The organism is Corynebacterium callunae (assembly GCF_046592015.1).
GTDB lineage: Bacteria > Actinomycetota > Actinomycetes > Mycobacteriales > Mycobacteriaceae > Corynebacterium > Corynebacterium callunae_A.
The window spans coordinates 331,930-344,417 of sequence record NZ_JAWVOB010000001.1 but is presented as its reverse complement, the minus strand read 5'-3'; the positions used below and the strand labels follow the sequence as shown (position 1 = coordinate 344,417).

Sequence of the window (12,488 nt, the reverse complement as noted above, 5' to 3'; positions counted from 1 at the left end):
GTCCTTTAAGTTGTGAAAAGATTTTTATCGTTTAATGGTATCTGCAATAAGGTCAGCGATGACCTCGGCTGCATTACCAACACCAGATTCTTTAGCAGCGGTAGCCATGTGCTGATGAATAGCCGGGTTGTTGAGAATCCTCAAGATCTCGTCGACAAGCACCTGTGCGCTGAGGTCTGCATCTTTGAGCTCAACCGCAGCCCCCGCCTCGATTACCGCTGAGGCGTTGAGCGCCTGCTCGCCGTTGCCGTGTGGCAGCGGAATATAAATGGCTGGCAGCCCAGCTGCCGTCACCTCGGCCACGGTCATCGCACCAGAACGGCACACAATGAGGTCAGCCACGGTGTAAGCGGCCTGCATATCCTCAATAAAAGGCACCGGTACGTATCCAGGTTTGGCAGCTGGCAGTTCATTTTTCTTGCCTACTGCGTGTAGGACCTGGAAGCCAGCGTTGAGCAACTGATCGATTGCCCCGGCCAGCGCCTTATTAATGCTGGCCGCGCCTTGGGAACCACCGGTAACCAAAATGGTGCTGCGGTCTGCTTCCAAACCCCATTTCGTACGCGCACGCTCAGCCGCGGCCTCATCGCGCGCGCCACCTAGAGCCTTACGGATTGGAATGCCCACTACTTGGCCTTCCATACCGGAACCAGCAACTGCGTTGAGGCCCACGCCACCCAGCTTGACACCAAGTTTATTGGCCATACCAGCCCGCGCATTTGCCTCATGCACAAAATAGGGCAAGCCTAGGGAACGAGCGGCCAAATATGCCGGCGCAGACACATAACCACCAAACCCAATTACTGCTTGGGCCTTGGTGTTTTTCAAAATGCTGCGGGTTTGCCCCAAAGCCTTCACCACTCGGAAAGGCAGCTTAAAAAGCGCGACATTAACCTTGCGTGGAACGGGGACTGGCTCGATGAGTTCAAGCTTAAATCCACGGTCTGGAACCAAGGAGGTTTCCAAGCCCCGAGCGGTACCCAGGGCAACAACCTCGGCCTGATATTTATCGCGCAGTGCTTCTGCCACAGCCAAAGCTGGTTCAATATGACCTGCAGTGCCACCGCCGGCGACGACCACATTAAATGGATGTTGAGGTTGGCTCATCTCTACCTAATTCTCCTGACTTCCAAGGTCTAGCGACGATAACGATCATTCCACCTACCGCTATCATCTGGACCCCCGCGTTTGCGGGCGTCGGGGCGTGGCGGATTGTTCTCGCTTTGTTTTCTGACGCTACCAGTAGCGCCACGGCCGGTGGCATTAGATGTACCACTGCGACCACCCCGTGCATCCATACGAGGATCAGTTCGTGGATTGGAACGTGGGTTTGCGCGAGGCTCCTCGCGGCGCAAATTATCCCTACGCGGTGTCGCATCGCTGCGAGTTTTGGTGCGCGCGGTTACTGGCTGCCCAAACCTTTGTTGCGAGGCCTTGGATTCTTTTGCAGCCTTGGACGCAGTTGGCTCCTTCTTAGTCCGTCGCGGTGCATTGCTGCGGGTGAGCTCACTCGATGGCTCTTTTAGTCCCAGCAAACGGTCAATCGGTGGGCGACCATAAGACGCCATGGCAGAAACCGCCTCTGGCTCGTGGCGGGCACAGCTAATGAGCAAGCCCATTGACGCCAAGGTAATAACCGCGGAGGTACCACCGGCAGAGATCATGGGAAGCTGAATACCGGTCACGGGGAGCAAACCAACCACATAGCCGATGTTGATAAGGGCCTGCGAGCTCACGGCAGCGGTCAAAGTAGCAGCCATGAGACTCAAAAAAGGATCGTGGCTGCGTTTAGCGGTACGCAAGCCGAAGTAGAGCAAGCCAGCAAAAAGTGCGATAACTAGTGCGCCACCGAGCAGACCAAGTTCCTCACCGATGATGGCGAAGATGAAGTCATTTTTAGCTTCGGGGAGATAGAACCATTTGGCACGTGACTGCCCAAGGCCCACACCCAATCCAGCGCCATCGGCCAAGGAAAGGAAGCCCTGATAGGACTGGAAGGCGATACCGCGGACATCTTGGAAGTTGCCAAAGAGCGCGTCAAAATAGACTTCAAAACGGTTGGAACGGAAGCCTCCGCCGACCGCCAACACCACCAAGGCTGCTGCCATGAGCAAACCGGCCAAGGCCATCCAGCCCATTGCAATGCCTGCAAAAAACAGCATAAAGAGCACAACCAGCACAAAAGATACTGCCATGCCGGCGTCACCTTCGAGGAAGATAAGGACTGTCATAAAGCCACCAACGGCGGCAAATTTCATATGGTGGTTAAAGAACCAGTGCTCAGCTTGACCTTTTCCAGCCAAATAGTGTGCACCCCAGACGGCAATGGCTACCTTGGCAATTTCCGAGGGCTGGAATTGAATTGGTCCCAGCACAATCCAAGACTGCGAGCCGACCTCTTCCCTACCGGTACCAATACCTGGAACCTGGACTGCCAGCAGCAAAATAATTGCGACGACCAAAAATGCAGGTGCCAGGTTTCTAATTGTTTGGGGCCTGATCATCAGGGCTATCCACATGGCAACAAAGCCCAAAACAATCATGACGCCCTGGCGTAAAGCGGTTCCCCATACGGATCCGCCCTCCTGGAGGGACCAGGTCATGGAGGAGGAATACACCATGACCACGCCCAGGCAAGACAAAATCACCACAATGCATAGGAGCATGATGTAGTCGGTCAGGGGTCGAGAAAGCAGATCATTCCAGGCATTCGAAACGCGCTCACGGATTCCCAGCCCTGTCCGCGTGCGGGATTCTCCCTCTGAGGATGCAGGAGCTGCGGATTTCCTATATGCGCTGCCGGAAGTCATGATTAGCCTTTCTCTTCCACGTGTTGCTCGATTGTCTCAACGACAGTGCGAGCAAAAAGATCGCCACGCTGGCCCATTCCCTTAAACATATCCAAGGACGCAGCCGCTGGTGCCAAAAGCACAGTATCGCCAGGTGCTTTGAGGCGGAAAGCCTCGGCCACAAGTTCCGCGGTGGCTGCCTCTGGGTCGGTGGAATCAGTGACAAAAATGTGGGCGGCTGGGGCATGCCGCTTTAGTGCCTCCACAATTTCTGCGCGGTCCACGCCCAGCACCAAGGCTGCCTTGAGGCGAGCTGCATGCTTAATAACCAGCTCAGAAATATCGGTGCCTTTAAGCTGTCCGCCCACAATCCAAATGACGGAATCGTGACCAGCCAGAGCAGAATCAGCCGCATGCGGATTGGTGGCCTTGGAATTATCAATAAAGTCCACGCCATCTTCAGTAGCAACTACCTGGCCACGGTGCCCGGCAACCTCAAAGGCCGCCAGCGCAGCGGCAATCGCGGCTGCAGAAACACCCTGCGAGCGCGCAATCGCAGCGGCCGCTAAAGCGTCCAAAACACCAGCGGGGCCTGCGGGGTTAATGCCATCAGCAGGGGCAAGGGCGAGCTGCTCGGCGAAAGCATTATCGACGAGTTCCCCACCGCGCACACCCAATTGTTTGGCAGCAGGCTCTCCGAGGGTAAAGCTCTTAAGATCTGCAATGTTGAGTTCTTCCACGAGCTCGCTGAGATAAGCATCATCAGCGCCGATGACGGCAACCGCTCCACTCAAAACCTTAGCCTTGGCCAGGGCGTAATCGCGCATGGAGCCATGCCAGTCAATGTGGTCTTCTGCAAGGTTGAGCAAAACACCCGCATCGGGTTTAAAAGTAGGAGCCCAGTGCAGTTGGAAGCTGGAAAGTTCAGCCACGAGCACTTCAATTCGCTCTTTGGCAGTTAGTGCTTCAGATACTGGCACGCCGATATTTCCTACGGCTTTGGCAGCAAAGCCACCTTCATTCATCATGCCGGCCAGCATGGCCGTGGTGGTGGTTTTACCATTGGTGCCGGTGACTGCGAGCCAGGTGTGGGGCTCGCCGAAAACGCCTGCCTGATCTAGGCGCCAAGCAACCTCAACGTCACCGATAACCTCAAGTCCGCGGCGGTGGGCGTCGACAAGCAAAGGACTGTCTGGACGCCAACCCGGTGAGGTGACTACTACGGAGAAAGTATCAAGTTCGGCGCGAGCCTGAGCGGTGCTCATCTCTTGTGCGTCGACCATCTCGATGAGGATGTGGCGGGCGGTTTCATTGTCATCGGCCACAACAACATCGCAGTGCAGGTCACTGAGCATGCGGGCGATGGAGATTCCGGATACACCGGCGCCAGCCACGAGGACGCGGCCTTGAAGCTGCGCGGGGAGGTGGGAAAGTTCAGTCATTGTTTATACCTCTGCCAATCTCAACCAGTCACTATAAAACACAGCCATGCCGCCGAGGACACCCATAACGGCGATGAGCCAGAAACGGACAACCACGGTGGTTTCCGCCCAGCCTACTGCCTCAAAGTGGTGGTGGATGGGGGCCATCTTAAAGACGCGCTTGCCGCGGGTTTTAAAGGAGAAGATTTGGATGGCTACGGAGGCTACCTCGATAACAAAGAGGGAGCCGATGATGACCATCAAGAGTTCGGTGCGGGTGACTACGGAAAGGCCTGCGACCAAACCGCCCAAAGCCAGGGAGCCGGTATCGCCCATGAAGATTTTGGCTGGTGCAGCATTCCACCACAAAAATCCCAGGGTGGCACCAAGTCCTGCGGCACAGAGCACGGAAATATCCAGTGGATCGCGGACGGTATAACAGCCTGCTGCAACCTCCGTAGCGCAAGAATTGCGGAACTGCCAGAAGGTCACAATCGTGTAGGCGCCCATGACAAAAGCAGTGGAACCTGCAGCCAGCCCATCTAGACCATCGGTGATATTAACGGCATTGGACCAAGCACTCACCACCACATAGATGAAGATGAGGAAGATGATAATGCCAATGATGCTGCCACCAAAGGCGAGGTCAATGGTGTCAATATCGCGGATGAAGGAGAGATGCGTGGAGGCTGGGGTGATGCCACTTTCATCGGGGAAACGCAAAACCAATAGGCCAAAGATCAAAGCGATGGCCAGCTGAGATACCAACTTTGCGGTCTTGTTGAGCCCGAGGTTGCGGTTCATATAGAGCTTGATGAAGTCATCGGCAAAGCCAGTAGCGCCCAGGCCGAGGGTTAAGCCCAAAACTAGGAGTCCGGACACGGTGAAGTTGCCAACACCTTGAGCCATGGCGATGAGGTTGGTAACCACATAAGCCACGGTGATACCAGCGATGATGGCGATACCACCCATGGTTGGGGTGCCGCGTTTGCGCAAGTGTGACTGCAAACCTTCTTCACGGATCTCTTGGCCAAGCTGGCGATTGGTGAAATACCGGATGAGCAGTGGAGTTAGGAAGATGGAGACCAGGAAGGCTACTGCCCCGCTGATAATGATCTGTTGCATGGATTAATGTCCTTCCACATTCCGGCTGGAATTGCCGTCACTTGCTGCGAGCAGCGCTTCAGCCACTCGCCATAAACGATCTGCATTGGATGCCTTTACCAGCACCACATCATCGTGTTTGAGTTCCCGTTGCAGCAGCTGAGTTGCTTCCTGCACATCAGCGACCGCGTTGGTGTTGATGCCACGGGCATGCGCAGCAGTTGCCAGCGCATGGCTATTGGGATTATCTCCCACCGCAATAAGACGGTCGACGTGATACTTGACTAGTTCTGCGCCCAATTCAGCATGGGCATCTTGAGCGTCATCGCCCAATTCACCCATTTGTCCCAACACGGCCCAGCTGGTCGCTTCGGTACGACCGCTAGCAGTATAGGCAAGTGCTGCGATACCAGCACGCATGGAATCTGGGTTGGCATTATAAGAATCATTGATGATGGTGACGCCATCTTTGCGAGTGCGCACATCCATGCGGTGGGCAGATGCCGCTGCATGGGCCTGCAGCCCTGCCACTACCTGCTCAGGATTGACCCCTGCTTCAATGGCGATTGCTGCTGCTGCCAGCGCATTTGCCACCTGGTGTTCGCCAAAAACCTGGAGGGTTACAGGCCAGGACCCGGCCTGAGTGTGGAGGGTGAAGCTCGCGCGGGCCACGTCGTCAAGCACAATATCGGTGGCCCAATAGTCGACGGACATGGCTGCTTTGCCGGTCTTCTGGGTTTTAGCAGTTTTGGGGGTGGAGCCAGTTGCTGAGAAGTACACCACCTTGGCGGTGGTGCGTGGTGCCATGGCTGCTACCAATGCGTCATCGGCGTTGAGTACTGCGATTCCGCCTGCAGCAGCTGCTGGCAGTGCCTCAATAATCTCACCCTTGGCCTGGGCAATGTTCTCCCGGGAACCGAACTCGCCGAGGTGTGCGCTGCCAACGTTGAGCACCGCAGCGATCTTGGGCGGTGCGATCTCGGTGAGGTGACGGATATGTCCGATGCCACGGGCGGACATTTCAGCCACCAAAAACTCAGTGCTGGTGGTGCACCGGAGCGCGGTATGGGGCAGGCCGAGCTCATTATTAAAAGATCCGGGAGGGGCTACGGTCTCCCCTACCTGGGAAAAGATGGTGGCAATAAAATCTTTGGTGGAGGTTTTACCTGCTGAACCGGTAACCGCAACCACGGAAAGAGAATGTTCAGCCACGCAGAGATCAACCACTCGGCGTGCCAGCTTTGATAGTGCAGCTACGACTGCAGCGCCATGTCCTTCCGGATCATGGGCATAAATATCAGCGTTGGAGTTGGTTTGAGCAACTTTGGGCACGATGATGGCAGGTGCCGGGACTTCGCGCGCAGCAAGGACTGCAACCGCGCCTTTTTCCACTGCGACGGCAGCATATTCGTGTCCATCTACCCGTGCGCCGGGAAGGGCAAGGAAGAGGCCTCCCGGAACAATTGCACGAGAATCAAATTCGACGCTTCCCAGCACGGGTGTGTGCGCCTCGGCGCCACCGCTGAGTGTGCCGCCAACAATCTCGGCGATCTCCCCAAGTGTCAGCTGAATCATGAGTGTGGCCTATTTTCCTTCCGTACTGCCCGGGAGCTCTTGCTCCACCAAAGGGTTAAGTTTTTCTTGCAGTGCTGCTCGCACTTGTTCGCGATCATCGAAGTGGTGTGTTACGCCGGCAACTAATTGCCCGACCTCATGTCCCTTGCCAGCTACAACAATGCCATCTCCAGGCTGTGCCCACTCGATCAAAGCGCGAATTGCCGCCGCGCGGTCACCGATCTCTCGCACTTCCACCTCATGAGTGGCTGTTGCAGCGGCCGCTTGGGCTCCAGCCAGCACCGCAGCACGGATGATGGCAGGGTCCTCGGAGCGTGGATTGTCATCGGTGATGATGACCAAATTGGCACGTTCCACTGATAGCTGCCCCATGGGTCCGCGCTTGGTGGCATCGCGGTCACCGCCGGCGCCGATTACCACACCGAGGCGGCCTTCGATTTGGGTTTTGAGGGTGTCCAGCACGGCTGCCACGGCACCTGGTTTGTGGGCATAATCCACCACGGCCAGGAAGTCTTGGCCTTCGTCAATTCTTTCCATTCGCCCAGGTACAGCGACTGCTGCCAGGCCTTGGATAAAGGCGTTGAGATCCACCCCAGCTTGGCTTGCTGCGGCAATAGCCAAGGTGGCATTGGCGACGTTAAAAGCACCTGGTAGTTCCAGTTTGACGGTGATGTCTGTGCTGCCGGTATCTGCGTTGCCTGGCAGGGTGACCTTAAAGGTTTGAGCGCCGGTATCGCTGACCGCGATGTCATGCGCGCGGAAATCTGCCGCTGCACCTTGGGTGGAGACTGTTAGGGCGTTTGCAGCCACTGCTGCCATGCGCACGCCCCACTCATCATCAATGCATACTGCCTGCTTGCGGGCAGAAAGTGGAGATTCTGGGCGGAAGAACAAGGCCTTGGCCTCAAAATAATCTTCCATAGTGGGGTGGAAATCGAGGTGATCCTGCGAGAGGTTGGTAAAGGCAGAAACATCAAAGTGGGAGCCCGCTACGCGACCCAAAGACAGTGCATGGCTAGAAACTTCCATCACCACATGGCTGACTCCACTTTCACGCATGCGCGCAAAAAGCGCCTGCAAGGTGGGAGCTTCTGGGGTGGTGAGCTTGGTGGGAATTGCTTCACCATTGATGCGCGTACCGGTGGTGCCAATGAGGCCAACCTTGTGGCCGGCAGCCATCAAGCCCTTTTCCAGCAGGTAGCTGGTGGTGGTTTTGCCTGAGGTACCGGTAACACCGATTAGTACAAAGTCCGCCGAAGGATCGCCATAAATGCTTGCCGACGCAACGCCGAGCACCTCCCGCACGTTGTCAACCACGATAAAGGGACGCTGCTCCCCTGCTTCTTCTAGAATCTGGCTGCCTTCAGCATCGGTAAGGATTGTCACAGCAGTGGCGGCCTGATCCTGCTGCGCAAAGGTTGCGCCATGAACTCGGGTACCTGGAACTGCAGCAAAGATAGCGCCGGAGGCAGGAAGGTTGGCGGAATCTAGACCAATAGCGGTGAGCTGGAGGTCTGAGTCCTGGGAGTTACTTTCCTGGAAATTTTTGAGGGTGCCTTGGACCAGTGTGGCGAGGGCATGCAATGAAGTAGCCATTGGTTTCTCCTCCATTTGGGGGCTTCTAGGTTGGACGATCAGTGGGCCATAAATGGCATGTGATGGTGCCGATAATGTTGAATCTTATTGAGCTTAATAGAGGGCAGCTACTGCGCTTGCAGCACTATCGGTTCTCCAACTTCAGACAGCGGAATATTGTCGCGGTTGAGCAACCAGGTGGCGATATCCTTGAACAAAGGCGCAGCAGATTGTCCGCCCTGACCATGGACTCCACGTTCTGGCTCATCGAGCATGATGGCAACCACAAAGCGCGGATCATCAGCAGGAGCAATACCAGCGAAGGTGATCCAATACTCAGAGTTGGAATAAGCTCCGGTATTTTCATCAATCTTCTGGGCAGTACCGGTCTTGCCGGAAATCTGATATCCCTCAATGGCTGCATCGGCTGCAGTACCCTGCTGCACCCCAGTTGGATCCGATTGGGTGACAGCGCGGAACATATTCACCGTCATTTTTGCAGCTTCAGGGCTAACCACCTGAACTTTTTCTGGTTCTGGTTGCTCGATGGGAGTGCCATCGGCAGCGGTTGCGCTTTTGATTATGCGTGGTTCAACACGTTCGCCACCATTAGCCAGGGTTTGATAAATACCTGCCATTTGCAAGGTGGTGATAGACATACCCTGACCAATAGGCAGGTTGGCGAAGGTACCACCTGACCATTGTTCACGTGCGGGCAAAAGGCCCTCGGATTCACTAGGCAATTCAATGCCAGTGGATTGACCAAGGCCAAAAAGCTCTAAGTAGTCGGCAAATTTATCTTCACCCAGGCGCTCTGCCAGCATAAGTGTGCCAACGTTGGATGACTTACCAAAAACACCAGCAGTGGTATAAGGAACTACGCCGTGATCCCACGCATCGCGCACGGTTACTCCAGCCATTTCAATACTGCCAGGAACCTGCAGCACTTCCTCTGGAGTAGTCAGACCTTCCTGCAGCACACCGGCTGCAGTAATGATCTTGGCTACCGAACCTGGTTCAAAAGGATGGGTGACGGAAGGGTTATCAAAACTCTTACCCTGTTCAATCTGCTTGGCGGTATCTTCATTGGGATTAATGGTGGAGGTATTCGCCATGGCCAAAACTTCCGCAGTTTTGGCATCAAGCACTACCGCGGAAGCATCATCTGCGCCAGAGGCTGCTTTAGCCTGTTCCAGGGCTTGCTGGACATAGGTCTGCAAGTCTAGATCCAAGGTGAGCTCAACGCTGGCGCCATCTACTGCCGGAATTTGATCACGCAAAGTACCGGGAATGGCTTGGCCCAAAATAGACATGTCTTGGGTGGAGCGGCCATTGTTTCCAGCTAGCAAAGAATCATTAGAGGCTTCGAACCCAAATTGTCCTTCACCGTCCATGCTGATGCGTCCGATGATATTTTCACCAATCGCCCCATTGGGGTATTCGCGAATATCTTGGTGGTCAGCAGCAATGTTGGGCATTTCAGCGGTGACTTCAGAGGCAATATCTGGATCAACATTGCGTACCAGCACCTCATATTGGCTCTCAGCGTTGAGTTTCTCCAGGATTTCAGAGGATTTGATATTGCTGACATCCTTGCCATGAGATTTGATGATCTCAGGGATGCGGGTGGAAATATTTTCCATTCGCTCCTTGACCTTCTCATCAAGGATTGTTTCTTTTTGCTCTGCAGAAGCATTCACATAGGCTGTGCCCTCTTCGATGGTGACATAGCTTTCCACATTTTTGGGATCGGTTTCCTCAGAGGCCAAACGCAGTGCCAAATCAGTGCCGGTGCGCAGCTCGGTGCGCATCACATTTGGCGATACAGTCAAGGATCGAGCCTGCATTGTGAATGCCAATTGGTTGCCTTCACGGTCAGTAATGGAACCACGGCGAGCAGGATCAACATAAACGCGGGTGCGCTGCTCGGAAGCATTAAGGGAAAGCTCCGGACCCCATACAACCTGCACCCAACCGAGACGGAGGATAAGTACGCCAGCTACCACTAGCGCGATGAGGGTAACCGCATTAACGCGGTGTTTGTGGGCGCCACCGTCGGAGCTGGCATTAGGCCTAAAGGTCGTTCCGGCAGGTGTTTCTGGAATTCCTTTACGTCGCTTTAGCTCACGTTCGCGGGCTGCGCGGCGACTTTCATCCTGATATGCCGAACGGCGGGACGTGTCTTCACGTCCCGCTCGTTGGTCTCGACTCCGTCCATCGCTGGGGAAAGTCACTGCCCTGCGCCACCTGCTTGGTTAGTGGTGGCAGCGTATGGAAGGTTGCCACTGCCACTTTGGTAAGGAGGGGTCGCAGCAGTCTGTGGAACAGTTGCTGCAGGTGGGATGGCCTGCAGGTTATTGGTCACAGCGCTCGTTGCGTTGGGGTTGCTCGACGCCTGGTTCGGAGCCACTTCACCATTGATATCAATGATGGGGCGGGTTTCGGGATCAGCTGGGCGCTTCTCCACAACATCGCCATTGCCCTGGACCTCCAGGACTCCTGGTTCAACTGGAGAAACCAAACCCATATCGGCAGCATTTGATGCCAGGGTGGAAGCGGAACGTGCCTCTTCTACGTCACGGGTCAGTGATTCAATGCGGTTGCTGAGGTCAGTCTCGGTGGACTGCAGCTCCTGCAATTGGAAAGTTTGTTGAGTAGAGGTACCGGAGAGTGCCATGGTGGCGCCGACACCGCCGCATAGCAAAAACACGATCATGATCGCGATTCTAATGACCTTAGGGTCTGCCCGCTTGGCAACAACGCGACGTCCGCGTACCGAAATAACCTGCTGCGATCCAGTCTTGTGCTGGAAGCGGCGCTTACGGGTCGGCTGAGCACCCGGGTTAACAAGGCCCCGGGTGGTGTGGCGCTCGGGTACGCGCACGCTTGTCGACGCGCCCCTGCCCGCGGTAGAGAAGTCGCGGCTAACTGACACGCCGCGAGGGGTGCGGGCTACCATACGAGTTTCTTCAGGCCGACGTTCGGTGCGGGAGTTGTTGGTCATTGTCATGATCGATCTCCTGGCTGGTTGGTGATTCTCTCGATGGCTCTTACCTTGACTGGTGCAGCACGGGGGTTTTCTTCAATCTCGGCCTCTGATGCCGTTTCGGCACCGCGAGTGACCTGCTTGAACTTGGGTGCAGTTCCCGGCAAATCCACCGGCAATCCACGTGGGGTTTTAGAGGTGGTCAGCTCAGTGAAGAACTTCTTCACCAACTTGTCTTCATGGGATTGGTAGCTCATGAAGACAGCCCGACCACCCACGTTGAGGGCATCAGTGATCTGTGGGAGCACGTTTTGTAGCGAGTCGAGCTCGTTATTAACCTCAACTCGCAGCGCCTGGAAGGTGCGCTTGGCTGGGTGACCACCGGTGCGTCGAGTAGCAGCGGGGATAGCGTCATAGAGCAACTCCACCAAGCGAGCCGATGTGGTGAATGGCTCTTTTTCGCGTTCTTTGAGCACCGCGGAAGCAATCTTGCCGGCAAAGCGCTCATCACCATAGGTTTTGAGAATGCGGGCAATATCGCCATGGGAATAGGTGTTAAGTATATCGGCGGCGGTAATGCCCTGGGAAGGATCCATGCGCATATCTAGCGGCGCGTCAGTGCGATAAGCAAAGCCTCGCTCCACCTGATCCAATTGCATGGAGGACACACCTAGATCAAAAAGCGCTCCGGAAATTCCGTGCTCGCGAGCGATATCAAAGATTTCGCCTTCTTCGTTTTCAAGCACATCAGCTAGCCCATCAAAGCGGGTTTGCACTCCGACAAAACGTGCCCCAAAAGGAGCCAGGCGCATGCGGGCATCACGCAGCGCATTTTCATCTCGATCGAGACCGATCAGACGTGCTTGAGGGAAAGTCTTCAGGAAGAATTCCGAGTGTCCGCCCGCACCTAAAGTGGCGTCGACAATGACAGCGTTGTCCCCCATTGCCTCGACTTTTTCGGCAATTAGCGCTGCCATGCGGTCACGCATTACGGGAACGTGACCGTGGTTCCCATCAATTGAGAAATCTTCCATGAAC

At 55.4% G+C, this 12,488-nt stretch carries 9 protein-coding genes; all 9 read right to left on the bottom strand.

The features are described from left to right. Nucleotides 1-24: 24 nt before the first annotated feature. The 9 genes from murG to rsmH all read right to left on the bottom strand — a co-directional run bounded on the left by murG (nucleotide 25) and on the right by rsmH (nucleotide 12,484). Complete coding sequence (gene murG, locus SFC07_RS01580) at nucleotides 25-1,107, bottom strand: undecaprenyldiphospho-muramoylpentapeptide beta-N-acetylglucosaminyltransferase (protein ID WP_411206471.1); 1,083 nt, start codon at nucleotides 1,105-1,107, stop codon at nucleotides 25-27. Nucleotides 1,108-1,136: 29 nt separating this feature from the next. Continuing rightward, nucleotides 1,137-2,810, bottom strand: a complete 1,674-nt coding sequence (locus SFC07_RS01575; protein ID WP_411206470.1) for an FtsW/RodA/SpoVE family cell cycle protein — start codon at nucleotides 2,808-2,810, stop codon at nucleotides 1,137-1,139. 2 nt (nucleotides 2,811-2,812) lie between these two features. Continuing rightward, nucleotides 2,813-4,231 carry a UDP-N-acetylmuramoyl-L-alanine--D-glutamate ligase gene (gene murD, locus SFC07_RS01570; protein ID WP_411206469.1) on the bottom strand — a complete coding sequence of 473 codons (1,419 nt, stop codon included), beginning with the start codon at nucleotides 4,229-4,231 and terminating at the stop codon, nucleotides 2,813-2,815. Between the two features lie 3 nt (nucleotides 4,232-4,234). Continuing rightward, nucleotides 4,235-5,335: a phospho-N-acetylmuramoyl-pentapeptide-transferase gene (gene mraY / locus SFC07_RS01565; RefSeq protein WP_411206468.1), complete on the bottom strand. Its 1,101-nt coding sequence runs from the start codon at nucleotides 5,333-5,335 to the stop codon at nucleotides 4,235-4,237. A 3-nt stretch (nucleotides 5,336-5,338) separates the two neighbouring features. Then, nucleotides 5,339-6,889, bottom strand: coding sequence for a UDP-N-acetylmuramoyl-tripeptide--D-alanyl-D-alanine ligase (locus tag SFC07_RS01560; protein WP_411206467.1), 1,551 nt, complete (start codon nucleotides 6,887-6,889; stop codon nucleotides 5,339-5,341). A gap of 9 nt (nucleotides 6,890-6,898) precedes the next feature. Then, nucleotides 6,899-8,485 carry a UDP-N-acetylmuramoyl-L-alanyl-D-glutamate--2,6-diaminopimelate ligase gene (locus SFC07_RS01555; protein ID WP_411206466.1) on the bottom strand — a complete coding sequence of 529 codons (1,587 nt, stop codon included), beginning with the start codon at nucleotides 8,483-8,485 and terminating at the stop codon, nucleotides 6,899-6,901. Nucleotides 8,486-8,592: 107 nt separating this feature from the next. Beyond that, the gene (locus SFC07_RS01550; protein ID WP_411206465.1) at nucleotides 8,593-10,698 is read right to left on the bottom strand and encodes a peptidoglycan D,D-transpeptidase FtsI family protein; all 2,106 of its coding nucleotides are present in this window, start codon (nucleotides 10,696-10,698) and stop codon (nucleotides 8,593-8,595) included. Further along, nucleotides 10,695-11,474, bottom strand: coding sequence for a hypothetical protein (locus tag SFC07_RS01545; protein ID WP_411206464.1), 780 nt, complete (start codon nucleotides 11,472-11,474; stop codon nucleotides 10,695-10,697). The genes SFC07_RS01550 and SFC07_RS01545 overlap by 4 nt, the downstream gene beginning before the upstream one ends. Continuing rightward, nucleotides 11,471-12,484, bottom strand: coding sequence for a 16S rRNA (cytosine(1402)-N(4))-methyltransferase RsmH (gene rsmH, locus SFC07_RS01540; protein ID WP_411206463.1), 1,014 nt, complete (start codon nucleotides 12,482-12,484; stop codon nucleotides 11,471-11,473). The genes SFC07_RS01545 and rsmH overlap by 4 nt, the downstream gene beginning before the upstream one ends. Nucleotides 12,485-12,488 lie beyond the last annotated feature (4 nt).